The 23823-nt window shown below is 44.4% G+C and carries 20 protein-coding genes; 15 read left to right on the top strand and 5 right to left on the bottom strand.

The features are described 5' to 3' along the window. Nucleotides 1-40: 40 nt before the first annotated feature. Together DWW60_RS06120 and DWW60_RS06125 are read right to left on the bottom strand one after the other, a co-directional pair. Nucleotides 41-694, bottom strand: a complete 654-nt coding sequence (locus tag DWW60_RS06120; RefSeq protein ID WP_117874654.1) for a response regulator transcription factor — start codon at nt 692-694, stop codon at nt 41-43. Nucleotides 695-747: 53 nt separating this feature from the next. Further along, the gene (locus tag DWW60_RS06125; RefSeq protein ID WP_117874656.1) at nt 748-1905 is read right to left on the bottom strand and encodes a sensor histidine kinase; all 1158 of its coding nucleotides are present in this window, start codon (nt 1903-1905) and stop codon (nt 748-750) included. 302 nt (nt 1906-2207) lie between these two features. On the opposite strand from DWW60_RS06125, the gene DWW60_RS06130 reads away from it, so the two are divergent. The 6 genes from DWW60_RS06130 to DWW60_RS06155 all read left to right on the top strand — a co-directional run bounded on the left by DWW60_RS06130 (nt 2208) and on the right by DWW60_RS06155 (nt 9240). Then, nucleotides 2208-3155 (top strand): ABC transporter ATP-binding protein, encoded by a 948-nt coding sequence (locus DWW60_RS06130; protein ID WP_022217171.1) that lies wholly within the window; start codon nt 2208-2210, stop codon nt 3153-3155. 84 nt (nt 3156-3239) lie between these two features. Continuing rightward, nucleotides 3240-4403, top strand: coding sequence for an ABC transporter permease (locus DWW60_RS06135; RefSeq protein WP_117874658.1), 1164 nt, complete (start codon nt 3240-3242; stop codon nt 4401-4403). After that, the gene (locus DWW60_RS06140) at nt 4390-5550 is read left to right on the top strand and encodes an ABC transporter permease (protein WP_117874660.1); all 1161 of its coding nucleotides are present in this window, start codon (nt 4390-4392) and stop codon (nt 5548-5550) included. The genes DWW60_RS06135 and DWW60_RS06140 overlap by 14 nt, the downstream gene beginning before the upstream one ends. Before the next feature lie 72 nt (nt 5551-5622). Beyond that, nucleotides 5623-7428 carry an alpha-amylase family glycosyl hydrolase gene (locus DWW60_RS06145; RefSeq protein WP_158565883.1) on the top strand — a complete coding sequence of 602 codons (1806 nt, stop codon included), beginning with the start codon at nt 5623-5625 and terminating at the stop codon, nt 7426-7428. A gap of 31 nt (nt 7429-7459) precedes the next feature. Continuing rightward, on the top strand, nt 7460-8362 hold the full coding sequence (locus DWW60_RS06150; RefSeq protein ID WP_117874665.1) for an NAD-dependent epimerase/dehydratase family protein: 903 nt from the start codon (nt 7460-7462) through the stop codon (nt 8360-8362). Nucleotides 8363-8706: 344 nt separating this feature from the next. Beyond that, the gene (locus DWW60_RS06155) at nt 8707-9240 is read left to right on the top strand and encodes a hypothetical protein (protein WP_004848629.1); all 534 of its coding nucleotides are present in this window, start codon (nt 8707-8709) and stop codon (nt 9238-9240) included. Nucleotides 9241-9372: 132 nt separating this feature from the next. Here the strand turns inward: DWW60_RS06155 and DWW60_RS06160 are convergent, their stop codons facing one another. Continuing rightward, nucleotides 9373-10611, bottom strand: coding sequence for an argininosuccinate synthase (locus DWW60_RS06160; protein ID WP_004848633.1), 1239 nt, complete (start codon nt 10609-10611; stop codon nt 9373-9375). A gap of 419 nt (nt 10612-11030) precedes the next feature. Here DWW60_RS06160 and argC point away from each other — a divergent pair, with 419 nt between their 5' ends. The 9 genes from argC (at nt 11031) to DWW60_RS06205 (ending at nt 22033) form a co-directional block, all read left to right on the top strand. After that, a complete protein-coding gene (argC, locus tag DWW60_RS06165; protein WP_022217176.1) occupies nt 11031-12071 on the top strand; it encodes an N-acetyl-gamma-glutamyl-phosphate reductase in 1041 nt (346 codons plus the stop codon). 21 nt (nt 12072-12092) lie between these two features. Beyond that, nucleotides 12093-13319: a bifunctional ornithine acetyltransferase/N-acetylglutamate synthase gene (gene argJ, locus DWW60_RS06170; protein WP_117874667.1), complete on the top strand. Its 1227-nt coding sequence runs from the start codon at nt 12093-12095 to the stop codon at nt 13317-13319. 228 nt (nt 13320-13547) lie between these two features. Next, a complete protein-coding gene (argB, locus tag DWW60_RS06175) occupies nt 13548-14438 on the top strand; it encodes an acetylglutamate kinase (protein WP_022217178.1) in 891 nt (296 codons plus the stop codon). Nucleotides 14439-14766: 328 nt separating this feature from the next. Beyond that, nucleotides 14767-15384: a ComEA family DNA-binding protein gene (locus DWW60_RS06180; protein ID WP_117874669.1), complete on the top strand. Its 618-nt coding sequence runs from the start codon at nt 14767-14769 to the stop codon at nt 15382-15384. A 30-nt stretch (nt 15385-15414) separates the two neighbouring features. Further along, on the top strand, nt 15415-16101 hold the full coding sequence (locus DWW60_RS06185) for a response regulator transcription factor (protein ID WP_015533197.1): 687 nt from the start codon (nt 15415-15417) through the stop codon (nt 16099-16101). Between the two features lies 1 nt (nt 16102). Next, complete coding sequence (locus DWW60_RS06190; RefSeq protein ID WP_022217180.1) at nt 16103-17578, top strand: sensor histidine kinase; 1476 nt, start codon at nt 16103-16105, stop codon at nt 17576-17578. Nucleotides 17579-17587: 9 nt separating this feature from the next. After that, nucleotides 17588-18523 carry a GerMN domain-containing protein gene (locus DWW60_RS06195; protein ID WP_117874671.1) on the top strand — a complete coding sequence of 312 codons (936 nt, stop codon included), beginning with the start codon at nt 17588-17590 and terminating at the stop codon, nt 18521-18523. A gap of 108 nt (nt 18524-18631) precedes the next feature. After that, nucleotides 18632-21001, top strand: a complete 2370-nt coding sequence (locus tag DWW60_RS06200) for a DNA internalization-related competence protein ComEC/Rec2 (RefSeq protein ID WP_158565885.1) — start codon at nt 18632-18634, stop codon at nt 20999-21001. Nucleotides 21002-21082: 81 nt separating this feature from the next. Then, nucleotides 21083-22033 (top strand): YitT family protein, encoded by a 951-nt coding sequence (locus DWW60_RS06205; protein WP_117874673.1) that lies wholly within the window; start codon nt 21083-21085, stop codon nt 22031-22033. 90 nt (nt 22034-22123) lie between these two features. On the opposite strand, the gene pdxT is transcribed toward DWW60_RS06205, so the two are convergent. Continuing rightward, complete coding sequence (pdxT, locus tag DWW60_RS06210; RefSeq protein ID WP_055143955.1) at nt 22124-22687, bottom strand: pyridoxal 5'-phosphate synthase glutaminase subunit PdxT; 564 nt, start codon at nt 22685-22687, stop codon at nt 22124-22126. A 1-nt stretch (nt 22688) separates the two neighbouring features. Further along, nucleotides 22689-23567, bottom strand: a complete 879-nt coding sequence (gene pdxS, locus DWW60_RS06215) for a pyridoxal 5'-phosphate synthase lyase subunit PdxS (protein WP_004848658.1) — start codon at nt 23565-23567, stop codon at nt 22689-22691. Between the last annotated feature and the right edge of the window lie 256 nt (nt 23568-23823).

Below are 23823 nucleotides of genomic sequence, written 5' to 3' on the forward strand. Positions count from 1 at the left end.
GGCATGCGGCTTGCTTTTTTATTGTTGTATTGACTGCTGCTCAATTGGTTAGCTTTTTGTAGTAGAAGCACGCCAGCTGTGTGCGGTCTCTCAGCTGCAGCTTGTCAAGGATGGAACTGATATAGTTTCTCACTGTACCCTCGCTCAGATACAGGCTTGATGCGATTTCTTTGTTATTCAGACCATCTGCAACAAGTCTGATAATATTCATTTCCTTGGAACTGAGTTCGTATTCCATTCCGGCAAATGGCGATGGCTGGACATCTGATGAGGTAGTGTCCATATGTCCAATAAGATCAGGGAGTTTTCCAACTATCTCATCCCCGAATACAGTCTGTCCATTGTATACTGCTTTTACTGCCGGTGCGATGCTCTCAAAATTCTGCTTCAGTATATATCCCTTTGCCCCGATACTCAGTGCTTTGATTATATATTCGTCGTCTGAAAATGTTGTCAGGAGAAGAATGCGGGAATCCGGGTGAGATGCCATGATAGTCTCAGAAGCCTCAAGGCCATTTATGTTCTCCATGCGGATGTCCATGAGTAGAACATCCGGTTGATATTCTTCGTACAGTCTGATCGCATCAGCTCCACTGCCTCCTGTGGCGGATACCTGTATGTCGTCGCAGGCTTCGAGTATGGTCTGAAGTGACAGTGCCACCAGTTGGTCGTCATCTATTATAACTACATTCATTTGTCGGTTTCCTCCTATTTATAATCAGGATATTTTGCATATCTGTTTGGAATTCAGTCTGTAAAATCTCTTTTCATGATATTGATCAATATGGAAAATCCGTCGTCGGTTGATATCTTCATTGTGCCTCCAAGTTTGTTTACTCTTTCCTGGATACCATTTAAGCCCATCCCGCCAGAAGCGCTTCCTTGTGCCGGGGATAGACCGGAGCGGATGTTCTGTCCATTGTCTGTTATATACAGTTGATAAAATGCCGGGTGTTCCCGCACGCGGATATCCATATGGTCGCTGTTGCTGTGCTTCAGCGTATTGTTAATGGCTTCCTTTACTATGTTGATGAATGAGTATTTGATCTCTCTTGGAAGCTTATCTGACATGTCGTAATCCATGTAGATGTCCATGTCGCTGACGTTGTTGATCACATCATCTAGGGCAGTGCGCAGGTCTATGGATTCATCGTGTAGATCGTGGACACTTTTTCTCATGCTGTCCATGGCGGTATCCAGCGTAGATTGCAGCTGTGCCAGGGGCTTCTCAAGACGTTCGTCTTTGTTGATAACTTTGATGGCACCGGTCTGAAGTATGGATCTGGTGAGCATATGACCGACATTGTCATGAATCTCCCGGGCAATCCTGTTTCGCTCTGACAGGGTGGCGGTGAGCACCATGTTGTCCTGATTTTCCAGCAACTGGCGTGTGTTCTGTGCAACCAGCATGTCGTGTTCTGCAGTATTGTCCCTCATGGCAAGAAGCTCCGCCCTCAGCAGATTTATCCGGCAGCAGTACACGCTCATAGCAAATGAGAATGCGATGAGGCATATCTGCGGGAGAACTGACATCAGAGGATAGTTGACGCACATGTATATGGATAACAGGACAAGTATGACTGGTGACAGCCGTTGTCTGTATCTGTACATGTCGTAGCTGACTATGGACACGAACATATAAACTGGGTGCAGCCAGAATGTGGATACAAGATACGCGCATACCAGTGCCTCGCATATGTATGGATATATTCTGCTGTGGTTCTCGGCGCCCTTCGTGGTGGCTCTGTCCACTGCGGAGATCCCGGCAAGTGCCGGATAGACCGCACCGGCAATGAGCGACAGGAGCAGTGCGATGATGAGCCGGGTGTCCGTGGCAGTATTATGCGCATATATCATGACAAATGCTGAGACCAGCAGGAGTCCTTTGTTGATGAGGTGTTTCATAATTATTCTCCATAATGTAGAAAATACTGTAGTATATATCGTGCTGTCTGAATAGCCGTGCCAGGCAGTGTGTGCAGCCTAGTGTAATAATTATTATAAATAAATATGAGGGAAAAAGAAACATGACAAATGTCACATTGTGAAGATGACGTTGTTCACTGTGAAAACAGATCAAGGGTGTATATAATGAGAGCATGTAATAAAGAATGTAGCATGCTGATGCGTGCAGACTATCATGTTATGAACGACACTCATAAGATAATGAGGGTCAAAAAACAGGATATCAAAACAGGAGGATATATATGAGTAATTCAGAAAATGCAATAGAGGTTACCAATCTGGTAAAGCGATATAAAGATCTACTGGCGCTGGATCATTTCAGTCTTACGGTGAAGGAAGGGGAGATACTGGGGCTTCTTGGCCCAAATGGATCTGGAAAAACGACAACTATAAATTGTATACTGTCCCTGCTCACATTTGACAAGGGCGATATAAAGGTATTTGGCAAAGAGATGAAGCCCGACAGCTACGATATCAAGAGAGAGATAGGAGTTGTAATGCAGGATGTGGCGGTGTTCGATGAACTGACTGTATATGAGAATATTGATTACTTCTGCGGCCTTTATATAAAGGACAAAGAGAAGAGACGCAAATGTGTTGAGGAGACAATGGATTTCGTGGATATTGCGGATTACAGGAAATTCCTTCCAAAGAAGCTCTCGGGTGGACTGCTGCGAAGACTGAATATTGCCTGCGGAATAGCGCATAAGCCAAAACTTATATTTTTCGATGAGCCGACAGTGGCAGTTGATCCGCAGAGCCGCAACAGAATACTTGAGGGAATCAAACGACTGAAAGAGGAAGGCGCGACCATCGTGTACACTTCTCATTATATGGAGGAGGTAGAGCAGATCTGCGACAGGATAGTCATAATGGACAAAGGTAAATCTGTTGCAGTCGGAACGAAGGATGAGCTTAAGAAGATGATCAAGAATACAGAAACCATAAAGGTTGAAGTGTTTGGACTTACAGGCGAACAGATGTCGGAGCTTCGCAGTCAGCCACATGTGTATGAGAACGAATATAACGGAAGCATGCTTACACTTAGATATTCCGGCGGAAGACACAATCTGGTGAGGCTCATGGAATTTTTCAAGGAGCACGATATATCATTTGGCAGGGTTGTCACGGAGCTCCCAACGCTTAATGATGTATTCCTTGAGATCACAGGCAAGGAGCTCAGAGACTGATTTGAATGTAAGTTGGATTATGGAGTTGTTGAAAGAATTGATATTTGTATATTTCAGATGAACCGGGATTAAAAGGAGAGAAATATGTTTATACGGGATTTTCTATATACGATAAAGATATTGATGCGTGCCAAGGTGTCTCTTTTCTGGACACTGGTATTTCCGATACTGCTTGCCACATTTATGTACATGGCATTTGGCAACATATATGAACAGGATGAGATGTTCAGGAATATCAAGGTGGCGGTGGTCACTGAGGATGAATCGGCAAATGGACTTAATTATATGCTGGATGCGCTGTCGGATGGCGATGACGCCCTTCTGTCGGTTACGAGGATGAGCGAAAGCGATGCGGAGATGTCACTGGCTGATGAAGAGGTCGAGGGCATCATATATACGGATGATGTGAAGCTCACGGTTGCGGAGAGTTCTGTCAATGCAAGCATACTTGAGACAGTGCTTTCTGAGTACAAGCAGTACGAGCATGCACTTATGGATATATATAAGGATGGCATCGGACTCCAACAGTATATGTCTGGGACTTCCGGCGTGGATGATATGTCGGACCTTGTGGAAAAACTCTCAGAACAGAGATCATATTATACAGAGAAGGCCAGCACTGAGGGCAGCCAGAATGTGTATAACAATTATTTCTATGCCATATTTGCCATGAGCTGTCTGTTTGCATCACTTTCATCTATAGAGATGATGGGCAATCTTCAGGCAAATGTGAGCGCTACGGGAAAGAGAAAAAATGTGTCCCCACAGAGAAAAATGACCTTTGTTTTGGCAGAGTTTGCTGCACTGCTGATTATACATTTTGTGGTCGAGGTCATAAGCTTTATATACATGTCCTGCATAGGAGTGGATTTTGGCGACAGAGTATGGGAGATCCTGCTTACTCTGTTTGTGGGCTGCTTTATCGGTCTGGCAATAGGAGTCATAGTTGGGGCTATATCAAAGCTTGCTGAGGGGACCAAGATAGGTATTGTGATCGGAATATCCATGGTGATGTCCATCCTTTCAGACCTGTGTATAAACGGAGTAAAGTATGAGATACAGCAGCACGTGCCGATTATAAATAAACTCAATCCCGCGGCTCTGATATCGGATTCATTTTATGCGCTGAATGTTTACAGTGACCACCAGGTTTTCACTGAGAATATCGTCATAATGACTATTGAGGCTGTGGTGCTCATAGCAGTTGGGATTCTCATGGTAAGGAGGAACAGATATGCAAGTGTTTAAATCTTTTTTCAAGGTTTTGAGAAAATATATTGGGCAGATGATCATGTATGTGGGAATCCTGTGTGGAGTCATGATTGTGTTCATCAATGTGGGAAACACAGATCCACAGAACTATTATAAGGATAAAACGATCAAATATGCGGTGAGCGATGAGGATGGCAGTGAGATGAGCAGAAAATTGATGGCTTACCTGAGTGATACGCAGCAGTTTGTAGATGGCGTTGATATGGACAAACGAGGTATTCAGGATGCTCTCTACAACAGGGAGGTGGATTGTGTGATCAGGATACCAGATGGCTTTGGCGATGCATGGGCAAATGATACTGCGGATGGTATGCTTGAGATAACGACTATCCCCGGAAGTCAGGCGTCCATGCTGTTTGAGACAAAGCTTGACAGCTACATGAATATGGTGTCTCTGTACAAGAGGGCCGGAGATGATGTGAACGATGCCGATAAGAGAGCGAGGATGGCACTTGAGCAGAAGGCTGAAGTCGATATGGCCGAAGGAAAGACCTCAGGACATTCCATGTTATATAATTTTTACAACTATCTGGGGTGGGTCATGATATGCGTTATGATAATTGGGGTAGCGCCTGTTTTGCAGGTATATAACAGGAAAAAGCTTAGAGCGAGAATAGAGTGCTCATCATACAAATTTTTCAGGCTGAACAGGGAACTTGTCCTGGGGATGATGTCTACTGGATGCGTATTGTCTGTAGTATTTATAGTACTTTCCAGAATACTTATAAAATATGATATAGTCTCAGCAAGGGGCGGAATGTTCATACTCAATATGCTGGTGTATGCCTGTGTAGCACTCTCGCTGGCATTTCTAGTTAGCAAGCTTACACAGAGTGAACAGATTCTTTCCATGTGTGCAAATGTCATATCACTTGGAATGGCATTCCTCTGCGGGATATTTGTGCCGAGAGAGTTCTTAAGTGACACTGTGATGGCGATAGCACATTTCCTTCCGGCATACTGGTACGCAAATGCAACGGATGCCATCGACAATTTCGCATCCGGCAGTTCGGTGTCAGGCATATTTGTAAGCATGGGGGTGCAGATGCTATTCGCCGTACTGTTCATACTTGTTGGAGTGATCGTTGACAGGTACAAGACCGCCGGCAGGGCTATGGCTTAGAAAATACACTGGAAGTTATGAGGCATGGTCTGTTATAATGTTCTTTGGAGGGAGTATAGGAGGAACGAGAAAGTGCTTAAAAAGAAAGTGCTGAAACAGAACAACTTACTCAGACTGCAGAAGAGACTTGCAGTGGTTATGCTGGCCCTTACACTTGGACTCGGTACAGGGTGCGGCAAAACAGATGACGGAGCGGACGGTGCTGCGTCGTCAGAAGCAGAGACTTTGGCGGATGGTCAGACAAACGATCAGACAGATGCCGGAGCCGAAGAAGAAAATGGACAGGAGTCTAAAAAGGATAATGACGAGCCTTATGCAGAGGGAACATATTCCAGTGATGCATACGATGTGGCAGAATTTACGGCAGAGCCTCGTAAGAAGACCGACGAAGAGGGTAATCGCGGTGTGTATTACGAGATATTTGTCAGATCATTTGCCGATTCAGACGGTGATGGTATAGGCGATCTGAATGGCGTCACGGAGCAACTTGACTATCTGAAGGAGCTCGGGATCGATGGGATATGGCTCATGCCGATCACTGTATCCGATACCTATCACGGATATTCCGTGACGGATTACATGGCGGTGAATCCCGATTACGGAACAGAGGATGATCTTAAGAGATTGCTTGACGAAGCACACAGCAGAGACATGAAAGTAATCATGGATCTGGTCATCAATCACACTAGTATCAATCATCCGTGGTTTCAGGCGGCAAAGTCCGATGAGAACAGCGAGTACAGAGATTATTACAGGTGGGTGTACAAGACCGACAAGAAAGACTGCAATCATCTTCTCGACAAATCAAGCTGGGGAGATATGGTGTGGCACCAGGAAGGAGACTTCTATTATTATGGTGTGTTCGGCGCGGATATGCCGGATCTGAACTACAACAATCCGGAGGTGAGACAGGCTGCAAAGGATGCCGCCGGTCATTTTCTGGAGCTTGGTCTTGACGGTTTCCGTATGGACGCCGCAGTTCATATCTATGGGGCACACGAGTTCAAGCAGCAGGAAGATTCTGAAGCGGCAAATATCACCTGGTGGAACGAATTTGCCGGTTACTGCGAGAGCATAAATCCTGATGTATATCTGGTGGGTGAGGTATGGCAGGATGACAAGGTGCTGGAAAATTATGTCCAGCCATTTGACACGAAGTTTGATTTTGCGATTCAGCAGAAGATACTGAACTGCGTACAGAAAGGCATGGCGGTGCCAGGCTTTGGCGATTCTCTTTCCGTGGCGATAGAGAATATACAGAATAAATATGACGGCGTGGATGCCAACTACCTGAATGGAATATTTGGAGCAAATCACGATCAGGACAGGATAGCATCGTCGGTGAACAGCCTGGATAAGGCGAGACAGATTGCGGCGGTATATATGACGCTTCCAGGCAATCCATATATTTACTATGGCGAGGAACTTGGAATGTACGGCAGCAAGCCGGATGAGATGATAAGGACACCATTCCTGTGGGGAGATGACAGTACATACAACACGTCATGGGAAAAGGACGATCAGAATGCAGAGACAAAGGGACTTGACCAACAGATGAAAGATCCGGATTCAATGTATTCATATTACAAGACACTGATAGCGCTTAGAAAAGACAATCCAGCCCTTATGAAAGGAAACTATAGAGCGGCAGCGCTCACAAGTGACAGTGTGACAGCGTACTTCCGTGAGGCGGATGGACAGAAACTGTTGGTAGTGCACAACTTTGCAGAGGGCGATCAGACGGTATCACTTGCTGATTGCGGAGACATAACAGTTACAAATGTACTTTATTCAAGTTCTGGTGAGACAGGTGTGTCAGACCTCAGTTCAGTGAAATTAGCTGGAAATGAGAGCGTGGTGCTGGAACTTGGTGAGTAGATAAAAAATCCCAATTTAAAGGAGGCTCTCCATGAAGAAAATACTAATAACGGGTGGTACAGTATTTGTAAGCCGGTATGCGGCGCATTATTTTGTGGACAAAGGATATGAGGTGTATGTGGTCAACAGAAATTCAAGACCGCAGGTTCCAGGTGCGAAGCTTATAGAAGCGGACAGGCATGACCTGGGAGACAAACTCAAAGACATCTATTTTGATGTTGTGGCGGACATAACCGCATATAATGCGGAAGATATCACAGACTTATGTGACAGCCTTGGTTCATTTGGTCAGTATATCATGATCAGCTCAAGTGCAGTGTATCCAGAGCATGGAGACCAGCCATTCCGTGAAGATTCAGAACGGGCACTCAACAGATACTGGGGGTCATATGGTAAGGATAAGATTGCTGCGGAGGATGCATTACTTGACAGAGTGAGTGATGCTTACATACTCAGACCACCATATATTTATGGACCTATGAACAATGTATACAGGGAGGCTTTTGTATTTGACTGCGCCAGGGCGGACAGACCATTTTATCTGCCCGGAGATGGTGGAATGAAGCTGCAGTTCTTCCATGTGAAGGATCTCTGTATCCTGATGGAGAGAGTAATAGAGGAAAAGCCGGAGACTCATATCATGAATGTGGGAAATGTGGAGCCGGTCACTATAAAAGACTGGGTGACGATGTGTTACGCCTGCTTTGATAAGATCCCTGCGTTTGTAAATGTCAGTGAGGATATAGAACAGAGAAATTATTTCAGTTTTTATAACTATGAATATTATCTCGATGTGCAGCAGCAGAACAAAATATACCCGGAGACAATATCATTGGAAGATGGATTGAAAGAATGCGCAGAGTGGTATGTGGAAAATGAATCAGAAGTTGGAAAAAAGTCATATATGGAATATATAGACTGTAATTTAAAATAATGTACGTTGGTGCAGCGATATTGTAAATGATATGTATTTAGGGAGATCTGGAGCTTCGGCTCCGGATCTTTTTTTATAGATATACATTCAAATATCGTCGAGATATACGATGTGTATAAATTCATTAAGAAAGTGTAAATTCGTTATAAGTGGGTTTACATCTTCGCTAGCATTGATATAATGCAGATACATAGTGAGAGAGTTCTTGACAATGATGGAGTTTTACTCATTGTTCTCAAATAAGATTTTAGTTCTTTTTTAGTAGAAATAAGTGATCTGAAATTTCTATAGTTTAATTTCCATAATGATTTTTGGCAAATATAAAATAATAAAGGAGTTACTGAATGATAAAAAACAGGAATGTTAGTATAATAACGGACGAAAATAATAATCAAATAGTAATTATTAATGACAAAAAATTTAAAGGCTTATCAAAAGATGATTGGCAGCAGATAGAAAAATACTTAAAAGGCTATATATCGGATTGTTATGAAATTACAGAAACAAATGATGTTGTTTATATTGGAAAAGAATTTCCGTCTGAATATGCAGGTTCGAAAAGCAGAATTGCATTAAAAGGTGCAAGAAAAAAGGCAAAGGCATCAGCATCACAGGGAATTCCAGAGCTAATAAAAATAGCCAAAAATCCACGTTGGGAAGAGAATAAAGAGCAAAAGCATAATAAAGATGCTAAATATGGTTGGTATAGATATGATATAAGGTTTGGACTGCCTGTGTATGATGATAAAACGGGCAATTTAGATAGATATAATATATTCACAGCTATTCTTCTTATAAAACATTCAGAGGATGGTAATAAGTACCTGCATGATATTACCACAATAAAAAAAGAAACGAGCAGCCCGCTTGAGTCGTAAAACTGTACGGTGAAAACCCATTTCTTTTGATATATTCTATTTCAGTCTTTTTGTTTTGTCAAGAAAAAAACATCCTCCATCATATTCATAACGAGTATGATGGGGGATGTTTCATGTCTACACTATAATAAATTACTTATTGTTAGCGTTGTCCTTCTCCTCACGCTTCTGATCCATCATAGCACGAACCTTCATTGAAAGACCGAACAGGTTGATGAAACCTGAAGCATCCTTGTGATCGTAGAGGTCGCCAGTTGTGAATGAAGCAAGGCTCTCTGAGTACAGAGTATAATCTGATGTAGTACCAGCCTTGATGATGTTACCCTTGTAGAGCTTCATCTTTACATGACCAGTTACACGCTCCTCAGTCTTGGCAACAAATGCTGAAAGGCTCTCGCGGAGAGTGCAGAACCACTTTCCTTCATATACAAGTGCTGCGAACTTTGTTCCAACAAGCTTCTTGTACTCCATAGTATCACGGTCAAGTGTGAGCTCCTCAAGCTGCTTATGAGCCTCTGTGAGGATAGTTCCACCAGGTGTCTCGTATACACCACGTGACTTCATGCCGACAACACGGTTCTCAACGATATCAATGATACCGATACCGTGCTTTCCGCCGAGCTTGTTCAGCTCACGGATGATATCAGAAGTCTTCATCTTCTTGCCGTTGAGTGCTACAGGGTAGCCCTTCTCGAAGTCAAGGTCAATGTACTCAGGCTCATCAGGTGCCTTCTCAGGTGTAACTGAGAGAACCAGAAGGTCATCGTAGTTTGGCTCATTTGCAGGATTCTCAAGCTCAAGGCCCTCATGGCTGATGTGCCAGATGTTACGGTCACGGCTGTAAGAATGCTTTGCATCAAATGGAAGATCGATGCCGTGTGCCTTACAGAATGCGATCTCATCCTCACGTGACTGCATAGTCCACTCAGGCTGTCTCCATGTAGCGATAACCTTGATGTCCGGTGCAAGAGCTTTGATAGAAAGCTCAAAACGAAGCTGGTCGTTACCCTTGCCTGTAGCTCCGTGGCAGATGGCAACAGCGCCTTCCTTACGTGCAACCTCAACAAGCTTCTTTGCAATGATAGGTCTTGCAAATGAAGTACCGAGAAGATACTTGTTCTCATATACAGCGTCAGCCTGAACTGTTGGCATGATGTACTCATCGCAGAGCTCATCTACAACATCGATGATGTAAAGCTTCTCAGCTCCTGAATACTTTGCTCTCTCGTCAAGTCCCTCAAGCTCGCTCTCCTGACCTACATCTATACATGCACAGATAACATCGTATCCGTATGTCTCCTTTAACCATGGGATGATGGCAGTGGTATCAAGACCGCCTGAATAAGCCAGTACAACTTTTTCTTTAGCCATTTTAATAAATCCTCCTATAAATATAGTGTTTTGAAAAATTACTTTATAATATATTCCATTTTTCGCCTACATGAACTATACAACGCAAATGTATATTATGCAAGCAATTTTTCAAAATATCCATTTAATCAGCGTATAATATGCATGTGATTTATACATGGATACATAGCTAAATGGCGGCAAAAACGTTGATGAACCGTATATTTTTAACGATTATGCAAATATTCAAAAAAACCATTGCATAATATGCAATCAAAATGTATAATTATAAAAAGTTTTTTGTAGGAGGGATAACATATCGTCTGATTAGATGAATGTTGACTAGGCTGACTAAGTGGGTATACAATCAAACAGGATATGCCTTAAGACAAATCCGTGGGAATGGAAATATAAATTTTTACATATATATGGAGGCAGTTATGATTAAGGTAGGAATTATCGGATCGACAGGATACGCAGGACAGGAGATAGTAAGAATCCTTCTTGGACATAAGGAAGCGGAGATCGTATGGTACGGTTCAAGAAGCTTTATCGATCAGAAATATTATCAGGTATACGGCAATATGTTCCAGATCGTGGACGCAAAGTGTATGGACGACAACATGGAGGAGCTTGCATCAAAAGTAGACGTCATATTTACAGCTACACCACAGGGACTGTGCGGATCACTGGTGAATGAGGAGATTCTGTCAAAGGTGAAGATCATAGATCTCAGTGCAGATTTCAGAATAAAGGATGTTGCTACTTATGAGAAGTGGTACAAGATAGAGCACAAGAGCCCACAGTTTATTGACGAGGCTGTGTATGGTCTCTGTGAGATAAACAGGGAGGATATAAAGAAGTGCAGACTTCTTGCAAACCCTGGATGCTACACAACATGTTCCATCCTTTCACTCTACCCACTGGTTAAGGAAGGTCTGGTTGATGCCAACTCCATCATCGTTGACGCCAAGTCCGGAACATCAGGTGCAGGAAGAGGCGCGAAGATCGCAAATCTTTACTGTGAGGTCAATGAGAGCATAAAGGCTTATGGAGTTACGACACACAGACATACCCCTGAGATAGAGGAGCAGCTTGGATATGCGAATGGCAGTCCGATAGTTATCAACTTCACTCCACACCTTGTTCCTATGAACAGAGGAATACTTGTGACAGCATATGCCAACCTCAAGGAGAAGGTCGATTACGATACAGTGAGAACCGCATACGATAAGTACTATGCAAATGAGAGATTTATCAGAGTCCTCGACAAGGATGTATGTCCTGAGACAAGATGGGTTGAGGGCAGCAACTATGTGGATGTCAACTTTAAGATAGATGAGAGAACAAACAGAGTCATCGCCATGGGCGCACTTGACAATCTTGTAAAGGGTGCTGCAGGTCAGGCGGTTCAGAACATGAACATCATGTTTGGATTTGACGAGGCAGAGGGTCTCCGCATGGCTCCTGTTTTCCCATAAATTTGGAAATAAGGTGGTAGGATGAAGATAATTCCGGGAGGCGTGACAGCTCCTGCTGGATTTCGTGCAGCGGGACTTCACGTTGGAATAAGAAGAAATAAACTGAAAAAAGATATGGCACTTTTGGTGAGCGATGTTCCGGCTCATGTGGCAGGAGCATTTACACAGAACATGGTTCAGGCGGCTCCGGTCATATACGACAGGCGGCTTTGCCAGAATGTGGGAATGTGTCAGGCGCTGGTGGTAAACAGCGGTGTGGCAAATACCTGTACCGGAGAGCAGGGAATCCATGATGCGGAGGCCATGGCGGCTCATGTAGGTAAGAGCCTTGGCATAGATCCAAGCACGGTTGCGGTGGCTTCTACAGGAGTCATAGGAATGAGACTTCCGATGGATGTCATACAGAGCGGTATAGATATGCTGGTGTCGGAGCTTTCATATTCTATAGATGCCGGAGTGGATGCCGCGGAGGCGATCAAGACGACTGATATCTATAAGAAGGAGATAGCCGTAACTTTAGAGATCAAGGGGCAGCATGTTACCATCGGAGGTATGTGTAAGGGATCAGGAATGATCAATCCTAACCTGGGAACCGTACTCAGCTTTATCACGACAGACCTGAATATCAGTTCAGAGTTGCTGGGCAAGGTGCTTAAGGCTGATGTGGTCGATACATACAACATGGTGTCAGTGGACGGAGATATGTCCACCAACGACACTGTCATGATATTTGCAAATGGCATGGCGGGCAACGAGGAACTGCTGGAGACCGATGACGACTTTCCTGCATTTGTCGAGGCAATAAGATATATCAACCGCGCATTTGTCAGAGCGATAGCCTCGGACGGCGAGGGCGCTACCAAGATGTTTCAGGTGGATGTGTCGGGCATGCCGGATAAGGATACTGCAAGACATCTGGCAAAGGCGATAGTGGCCTCCAATCTTGTAAAGTGTGCCATGTACGGAGCTGATGCCAACTGGGGCAGAATAGTGTGCGCCATGGGACAGAGCGGCGTGAAGTTTGATCCGTACAGGGTGGATATAGAGATAGCCAGTGTGGCAGGACATCTTGAGATCGTAAAGCATGGAGTGACAACTGATTACGATGAGAAGGAAGCAAGCCACATACTCTCAGAGAAGCAGATAAAGCTCAAGGCGCATATGAATATGGGGGATGAGATGGCCACAGCGTGGGGCTGCGATCTCACATATGACTATATCAAGATAAATGCGGATTATAGAAAGTAAAATCCAGTGAGATAAGCCATATAAAAATGGAAGCAGGTTATAAGATAAAACATATTGCGTAAATTTAAAAATAGATTGTAGTCAATAAATCAAATAAGACTAAATTGAGACGATGCGTTAATCGTTGACATTGATCAGGCTGGAAGATAAAGTTGAAGGCAAAAGACAGATAAACCTAAGGTAGATAAAACGAAGATATATAAATATAGAAGAAAGAAGGACAGAAAAATGGTTATAGGTGATTACACAGTAGATCAGGTAATTGAGAAGGCACAGACACTGATAGAGGCTATGCCATATATCAAGAAATTCCAGGGCAAGACAGTGGTTGTAAAGTACGGCGGAAGCGCTATGCTTGACGAGAATCTCAAGTACAACGTTATCAAGGACGTTGCCATGCTGAAGCTTGTCGGCATGAAGCCGGTCATCGTACACGGTGGCGGCAAGGAGATCAGCAAATGGGTAGAGAAGGTCGGCAAGGAGGCAGAATTTATCAACGGTCTCCGTGTTACAGATGCAGAGACGATGGAGATCGCAGAGATGGTTCTCGGCAAGGTCAACAAGAGTCTTGTAAGTCTCATGCAGAAGATCGGACTTAAGGCAGTCGGAATCAGCGGCAAGGACGGCGGAATGTTCACAGTCAAGAAGAAGTTCCCTGGTGGCAAGGATATAGGTTATGTGGGAGAGATAACAAATGTTGACACATCCATCCTTACATCACTTATCGAGGATGATTTCATCCCGGTTATCGCACCTATAGGAGTGGATGAGAACTACGAGGATTACAACATCAATGCGGACGATGCTGCTTGTGCAGTAGCAACAGCTCTTGAGGCTGAGAAGCTTGTATTCCTCACAGATATCGAGGGAGTATTTATTGATCCAACAGACAAGTCAACACTTATCTCAGAGATGGATATACACGAGGCAAAGGACATCATAGAGAAGGGCGTTGTCGGCGGTGGTATGCTTCCAAAGCTTAACAACTGTATCACAGCCATGGAAAATGGAGTTTCAAGAGTGCATATACTTGATGGCCGTCTCCAGCACTGCCTGCTTCTTGAATTCTTCACCCAGAAGGGTATCGGAACTGCTATCCTCAAGGAGCCTTTATTCTAGGATGCGGGGCAGAATATAACAAAGCTTCAAATAATAAAATAGTAAATTATAAAACAGTATATATGACCATGGTGGACAGCCATCTGTAAGGATGGAAGAGCACCGGGCGTATATGCTGTTTTTTTATGTCTGATCTGAATCGGGGAGTTTATAAAAATGTTACATTTTTATGTATTGTAAAAAGTATCAATGAATAAGGGATAAAAGGGCTCTTTTGTGAAAAAAGTAACAAAAATGAAATAAAATAGAAATATATTGTTGTAAATTCAGAGGTGTTTAGATACAATAAACCTGTGTAATTCTGTGCTGACACAGGAGGTGTCGCACGATGAAGAAAATAATTAAAAATTTAGCATATTTATGCGTGCTGACAATGACATTATTGTGTTCCGGCTGTGGAGAAGAACAGGTAACTATATCCGGTAATTCAGAAGAGAATGTTACGGAGAAAGCTTCGCAGCAAGGCGCGGAAGAAGACGGAGCAGACGAGAGTCTAACGATACATTCAGAAACTCCAGAATACATAACAGTTTTTGTATGCGGAGCAGTGAAGAATGAGGGCGTATATGAGCTCGAAGCCGGATCCAGGGCGAATGATGGCCTTGAGGCGGCGGGAGGATTCTCCGATGACGCAGATACCGTTGCGGTGAATCTTGCAGATGTGCTTGAGGATGGTCAGAAGCTGTACTTTCCTGTCGGAGGTGAACAGCTTCCGGATGAGAGCGAAGCCGGGACAGATGCGTCGGAACAGAAACTGGTCAACATCAACAGTGCAGATGTTGCGGAACTTATGACGTTACCGGGAATAGGCGAGACGAAGGCCTCGCAGATTGTTGAGTACAGACGGAAGAATGGAGCATTTGCCTGCAAAGAAGACCTTAAGAATGTCAGCGGCATAGGAGACAGTATATATGAGAAACTGGAGACATATATATCGACAGAATAGAATGAGTCTCGGGGTAGAAAGGATGTTAAGATGAAGAAAGTTCTTGTTGTGGATGATGAGAAGTTGATCGTTAAGGGGCTGAAGTTCAGCCTGGAACAGGACGATATGGAAGTGGATACAGCCTACGATGGCGGTGAAGCTATAGAGAAGATAAAGGCAAATGATTACGATATAGTTCTGCTGGATATAATGATACCTGTATACACAGGAATAGAGGTTTGCCAGATGGTCAGAGAGTTTTCCAATGTTCCTATTATCATGCTCACTGCAAAGGGTGAGGACATGGATAAGATCATGGGACTCGAGTATGGTGCAGATGACTATATAACAAAGCCATTTAATATTCTTGAGGTGAAGGCCAGGATCAAGGCTATACTTAGAAGAAGCAACCGCAAGCAGGCACCTGCAAAACCGTCAAATGTAATGGAGATCAACGGAATGAAGGTTGAGCTTGACAGCAGACGTGTATTTGTCGGTGGTAAGGAGCTTAATCTGACAGCCAAGGAGTTTGACCTTCTTGAGCTGCTCATGGCGCATCCAAACAAGGTATATTCAAGAAATGAACTCCTGAATACGATCTGGGGAGATTCCTACCCGGGAGATGCGAGAACAGTTGATGTGCATGTTAGAAGACTTCGTGAGAAGATAGAAGCTAATCCGGGTGAGCCGGTATACATTCATACAAAATGGGGAGTAGGATATTTCTTCAAGGGCTGATATGAAAAAAAAGAAACGTGCAACAGTTGAAACAGAAAAAATTGAAGAGAAGAATACCGCCCAGGAGAGATCCAGAGTCAGTATCAGAGTGGGGCAGAGAACGATCATATCGCTTATAGTGGCAGTCAGTGTGGCAGTGATCGCCTATGCAGCACTGTGGATACTGGCGGGCACTGTGAATTCGAAGAGTGAGAGAAATCTTGACAGACACGCACAGGAGTGTGCAGAATACATTGCCCATATAGTGAATGAACACAAGGCGGAGGATGATATAGGGAGAGCCGTGGACGAGATAAAGACCATGGCTTATTCTCTCTCTGCCCGTATAGTTATAGTGGATACTGATTACAAGGTCGTGGTGGACTCCTATGGAAAAGACACCGGAAGATATCTGGTGGATGAGAACGTGTTCAGCGTAATGAAGGGGCAGCAGAAGTATATATCAGAGACAGAGGAAAATGTGTACAGACGCATAGTTCCAGTGATCAACAGTGAGGGCTATACAGATGCGGTGGCACTGATATCTCTTGAGACCGATGCTCTCGAGAACCTGTCAATATATATGAAGAGAAATGCAACTTATCTGTTTGCGATATCGTTGATACTTGGATTGATAGCTGCTTATTTTGCGGCTAAGTTATCAGTCAGGGATGTGAACCATGTCAGAAACGAGATAGAGGGAATGAAAGGCGGCAGCCTTGAACCGATGAGCGTGGACGGTATGTTCAGGGAGACACAGGAGCTGACAAAGGATATAAACGATATATTCAACAAGGCACAGCTTCTTGAGGAGTCCCGTCAGGAATTCGTGTCAAATGTCTCACATGAGTTAAAGACACCGATAACATCCATGAAGGTTCTGTCAGAGTCGCTGCTCACCCAGAGTGATGTGCCGGCGGAGATGTACAGAGAATTCATGGAGGATATAGTTCAGGAGATAGACAGGGAGGCAGAGATCATAAGTGATCTGCTTACACTCGTTAAGACTGACAAAGGCCCTGACAGCCTGAATAAAGAGCCTGTGGATATGAATGAATTTATGGATCTCATACTCAAGAGACTTAAGCCTCTGGCGGAGAAGAGAAGTATACAGCTTTCATTTGAGAGCTTTGGAGACATAAAGGCAGAGATAGACAAGGTGAAGTTTACTCTTGCGATCTCGAATCTGATAGAGAATGGAATAAAGTATAACGTTGATGGCGGTTGGATAAAGGTTTCGCTCAATTCAGACCACAGGAACTTCTATATCAAGGTAGCAGACTCCGGTGTAGGAATACCGGAGGATTGCATAAATCATATTTTTGAGAGATTCTACAGAGTAGACAAGGCGAGAAGTCGAGACACTGGTGGAACCGGTCTGGGACTAGCCATCACGAAGAATATAATTATCATGCACAAAGGAACTATAAATGTGTATAGTGAACCGGGAAAAGGAACTACATTTACGGTAAAGGTTCCATTACAGGCTCACGAGTAAGGGATTAATATGACGACGAAAAAAAGAATTATGCTCACTGCCGTGGTCATGGCTGCAGTGGTGATTCTTGTGGCGTGTGGAAGCGACAGCAAGAATGGTAGAAAGAAAAATTCAGCAGACAATTCAGATGAAAATCTGACTCTGTACTACGCAAACTCAACGTGGACTGATCTGTTCCCGGAGGTTTTCACCCGAGACCAGCTCGTCACGACGGAGAATCTTATCGACACTGTGATGAACGCATTGATGGACAGTGGGGAAATGACGGATAAACAGGTTCCGGTTCCCCAGGGCGTTACGTACCAGAGATATACATATGACGGTCAGGCGACGATCAATCTTATGTTCAACGTTGACTGGGAGGCCACTGACACATATGAGATGGTGCTAAGCAAGGCGGCATTTGTGAGAACTCTGACACAGATCGAATCGGTGAAGAAGGTTGTGTATGAATACACTGACATTGCAAATGAGAACAGTATCGTGCGTGAGGAGCTCACAAATGATTCATTTTCAGATATGGACAACTTCATGAATCCACATGAAGAGTACAACATATATATGCCGGACAGCACAGGACAGAAGCTGGTTCAGAAGACCATAGATCTGGACAGATCAGCGCCTGAATCACTGGAGGAACAGATGGTTGCAGGACTGAGAATGAGTTACGATGGAACAGTTGTACCGCTCAATGAGAAAACTGTGGTTAAGAGTGTCACTGTGGATGATGCTGACGATGTGTGTACGATAACATTTAATGAGAGCTTTGCGGATGGAACAGCAGGTGTGGACGATGAGATACTTGTGTATTCTGTTGTGGATTCCCTCATGGAGCTTGAAGATGTCAAGAGTGTACAGATAAATGTGGATAATACAAATAACAGATTGAACAACATCGATCTCAGCAGGAAATTTACTGCTGATTATTCAAAGCTTGAGATATAAACAGAAGTTTGAACAAAACAGGAGGATACGAATATAAAGAGACCATTATTCTGGATAGCAGTATGCTTTGCGCTTGGAGAGGCGTATAAAGAGGCGGCTGACAGTTCAGTGCTTATAATTGGTCTGATCATATTGGCTGCACCGGTATTGTCGGTTTACATGGACAAAGCCGGTACAGCCATGTTTTTTTATAGTGGCAAAGCTCATGGTGATAAAGATAGAAAGAACAGGATCGTCAGATGCGTTCTGAGTATGATGATATTTGGAATGATCTCTTTGACCGGTTATATGAATGGTTGTGCTATGTCGAAGCAGGAGAGACTCGCAGAAGAGCTCGATGGGCAGCAGCCGGGCGGTATAGAAGGAAAGGTGTACGAGATCAGGCAGTCCGGCGATGAATGGCGGGTATATGTGTATGCGGAATGGATAACATTTGGCGGAGGCGACTCAGAAGAAACTGTGGAATACCGGGGAAGATCAAAGGTATTGCTGTACATGGAAGACGTGGGAAGCCTGAAGACCGGAATGAAGCTGACCTTAAGCTGCAGTCTGTCAAGGCCGGACTCTGCAGATAATCCGGGCGAATTCGATGCGCGGGAATATTATTCGCACAAGGGAATATATATAGTAGGAAAGGATATCTCCATTCTGGAGTGTGGAGAGGACTACAGCCGTATAGGAGACATTCTGTTCAGGCTGCGTATAAAGTCCGGGGAGATCACAGACAGTGTGTTTGGAGAGACTGATGGCTCGGTGATAAAGGCAATGCTACTGGGGGATAAGAGCGGCATTGACAGGGATACGAAGAAGCTGTTTCAGATGAATGGAATAGCTCATATTCTGGCGATATCCGGTGTGCACATAGCAATAATAGGAATGACATTATTCGGCGTGCTGCGAAGGCTTACAGGGTCATATATGGCATCAGGTATAATGGCTATATCTGTGATCGTACTTTACGGAGTTATGACCGGGATGGCGAGTTCAACTGTAAGAGCCATGATAATGATGGTGATATCTGTGATCGGTCAGGTAAAGGGGCGAAGCCCTGATATGCTTACATCCGCGGGAACCGCGTCAGTCATACAGGCGATGATTGATCCGGGTATCATCCTTGATGCCGGATTTCAGTTGTCTTTTGCCGCAGTGCTGGGGATGGCGGTGCCTGGAGCACTTATGAAAAAGCTTATTCCAGCTAAGAATAAGGTAGTCAGCACACTTGTAATGAATCTGGCGATAACACTTGCCACCGGACCGCTTGTTATATTCTATTATTACCAGTTTCCGCTGTATTCGATCTTTCTGAATCTGCTCATAGTGCCATTGGTTTCTGTGATAATATTCGTGAGTATCGTCGTGATTGCGGCTATGCTTATTTTTCCCGGGATACTACAGGGCAATGAGATGGCGGTGGGCATAGGAGCGTTTCCTGTGAAGCTGATACTTGCAATATACAGGCAGCTTTGCAAATGGGCGATGAAGCTTCCATTTTACAGTATAAATACAGGCCATGTGTCGGTTATGATGATCGTAGTATTTTATATGGCTATGGTTGGAGTGCTGATCCTGCTTGTAAGAGCAAAGAGTGCAGACTGCGCCAGGGTGAGGAGGCGGATGGTCTGTCTGTGCGCTGCTGTGATCATGACCTTGTGCTGCGTGTGTTACGAAGCAGCTTCATTTGACCGGGAGTTCAGAGTTGTATTTATGGATGTTGGTCAGGGAGACGGCATACTTATAAGGTCTGGCATGGGAGTAAATATATTGATAGATGGGGGCTCGTCGAGTAGCAATAAGGTTGGTGAGTACGTGATGGTGCCTGTTCTAAAGTTTTATGGTGCAGCTCATGTAGATTATGCATTTGTGACACACGGAGATAAGGATCATGTGTCCGGTATCCAATATCTTCTAAGCGATACGAACTCCGGTATCAGAATAGATAATCTTGTGGTTCCGATGTATGGTGATATTGAAAATATGGGTGAACTGCTTGAGCTGGCAGAGAAAAGAGGCGTAAATATCATATATATGGACGGCGGTTTTCAAATGTCCTGTGGCAAGGATGCAGCTAAGGTGTGGTTAAATTTCTTGCATCCGTCCGAAAAAACTGATATAAAAGATGCAAATGATCTTTCTGCGGTTATCCGTCTGGAGTATCGAGGGTACAGTGTTTTATTTACGGGAGACCTGGGAGAAGATGGAGAACGGGAGCTTATCTCGGAGGGCGGTGATCTGAGTGCTGATGTGTTGAAGGTCGGACATCACGGCAGCAGATATTCTACGAGTGGGGAGTTCCTGAGAGCAGTCGCCCCGGATCTTGCGATCATATCGGCGGGGGAGAATAACCGATATGGTCATCCGCACGGGGAGACACTGGAGCGTTTGGATGCCTGTGGAGCTGATGTAATGAGTACCATAGACTATGGAGCTATATGTGTAGAGATAACGGATGGTGAAATTTCGGTAACCGGATACAGATGATCAGGGAGTTATGAGAATAAGAATTCTGAAAGGAGAACAGGGGAAGGAAGAAACGACTATGATGTGGAAAGGAAGATGAGTATGACAAAAAAACTAAAATTACTGCTGGAATTTGTAATGCTGACACTTGGCGCAGTTATAGCTGCATTTGCTATCGAAGAATTTCTCGTGCCGAACACCATACTTGACGGAGGAGTCATCGGTATAGGTATCATGATCAATAATCTCACAGAAGTGTCCCTGAGTATTCTGACGATCGTTCTTAATGTTCCGTTTCTTATAATAGGTTCAAGACAGCTTGGTAAGATGTTCATGGTGAAGTCCGGTTATTCCATGGCTGTATTCTCAGTATTTGTGGAGATATTCAAACCCCTTGAAAATGCAACCTCAGAGACCATACTTGCGGTGTGCTTCGGCGGTGTGATACTTGGACTTGGAGTTGGTATCATCATCAAGTTCGGCGGGTGCTTGGATGGAACGGAGACCGTGGCCATCATGCTGAACAAGAAAAAAGACTGGCCGGTTGGAAGAGTTGTTCTGGGCATGAATCTGATCATATATTCTATTGCGGGAATGCTCTTTGGTCTGGACAGGGCGATGTACAGTCTTCTTACATACTTTATAACATCAAAGGTGCTTGATATGGTTGAGACCGGTCTTGAGCAGGCGAAGGCAGCCATGATCATAACTGATGATGCCAGAGAGGTGGCAGACAAGATATACAAGAAGCTTGGAAGAACAGTTACCATCATGCAGGGCAAGGGAATGATAAGCGGCAACAAGACAGTGCTCTACTGTGTTATCACGAGATTTGAGATTGGTGAGCTGAAGAACATCATCAATTCCATAGATTCTTCTGCATTTGTCACAGTTACGGATGTGGCGGAGATCATCGGCAACCACATCAAGGATAATGAATACAAGGAGATCCTTGAGAAGATAGAGGAGAAGGAAGAACCGCTCACAAAGCTTCCTGAGCATGAGAGTATGACGGACTTTGATAGCCTGGAGCATACCGGAAAAATAGATTAGAAAAAGCCTGTGACATATACCGGCAGATAACTGCTGTATATGTCACAGGCTTTTCTTTATTGATATATGTTTTAGACTGTAGTCAATATATTACTGGATACTGTCTACAAATGCCTTGTGGATCCTGTAGTCGCTGTCAAGCTCAGGGTGGAAGGAGAGGGCAAACTGGTTGCCGTACTTAACCGCCACGATCTTGTCATCAACTGTTGCAAGGACATCAACCTCAGGTGAAACCTCAGCCACATAAGGTGCACGGATGAAAGTCATAGGAACCTCACCGATACCTTTAAGCTCGGCCTCTGTGTGGAAGCTTCCAAGTTGTCTTCCGTAGGCATTTCTCTTTACTGTGACAGGGAGAGTGCCAAGGTGTACAGTGTCATCACCTTCGATGTGCTGTGCCAGAAGAATAAGTCCTGCACATGTGGCAAGAACCGGCATGCCACCCTCGATCTGAGACTTTATAGTGTCGAACATGTCGCTGTCTCTGAGAAGCTTTCCTTGGACTGTGCTCTCACCGCCAGGAAGGATCAGGGCGTCATAAGGCTTGTTCAGATCTCCGGCATTTCTAAGTTCTAAGCATGATACGCCGAGCTCGGAAAGTACATGCTCATGCTCTGCGAAAGCTCCCTGTACTGCCAATACACCAACCTGCATATTACTTACCCCTTTCTGCCATGAGGATTGCGATCTCCTGCTCGTTGATACCAACCATAGCTTCACCAAGTCCCTCTGAAAGCTTTGCGACGAGATCAGCGTCATTGTAGTTTGTTGTTGCCTGAACGATGGCAGCAGCACGCTTAGCAGGGTCTCCTGACTTGAAGATACCTGAACCTACGAATACACCCTCAGCACCGAGCTGCATCATGAGAGCTGCGTCGGCAGGAGTAGCAACACCGCCGGCTGCGAAGTTTACAACTGGGAGACGGTGATTCTCATGTACGTACTGAACGAGATCGTAAGGAACCTCAAGCTTCTTAGCTGCCTCATACAGCTCATCTGTTCTCATGCTGACGATCTCAGCGATCTGGCTGTTCATCTTTCTCATATGTCTTACGGCCTGAACGATATCACCTGTACCAGGCTCGCCCTTAGTTCTGATCATTGAAGCACCCTCGTTGATTCTTCTGAGAGCCTCGCCGAGATCCTTGGCACCACATACAAATGGAACCTTGAACTGTCTCTTGTCAATATGGTATACGTCATCTGCTGGTGAGAGAACCTCGCTCTCGTCGATGTAGTCGATCTCGATGGCCTGAAGGATCTGAGCCTCTGCAAAATGTCCGATACGGCACTTAGCCATAACAGGGATTGATACAGCGTTCTGGATTCCCTTGATCATCTGTGGATCGCTCATACGTGATACACCACCGGCAGCTCTGATATCTGCTGGGATTCTCTCAAGTGCCATAACTGCACAAGCGCCGGCAGCCTCAGCGATCTTAGCCTGCTCAGGTGTTGTAACGTCCATGATAACTCCGCCCTTAAGCATCTGGGCAAGTTCCTTATTTAACTTATATCTTTCTGTTGTCTCCATGTTGAACCTCCGTTATAATTAGATTTGTGTTTATTGGAGTGAGTGTACATAAACTCACAATCTGTAGGTGATTATAAAACCAAAGTGACATTATAGAAATAATCAATATGTGATTATAAAAACAGGTCAGATAACCTCTGATATTATCAAAATGCATAGAAAAACAGGTCAGATTTGCCACATAAGATGTAATTATGGTAGAAACTGGTACTATATTTTGAAAATCATATTGTGAGACATAAGCTTGATGAAGGAG

The sequence above is a fragment of the Coprococcus sp. AF16-22 genome, assembly GCF_003461545.1.
In the GTDB taxonomy this organism is placed as follows: Bacteria; Bacillota; Clostridia; order Lachnospirales; family Lachnospiraceae; genus Coprococcus; species Coprococcus aceti.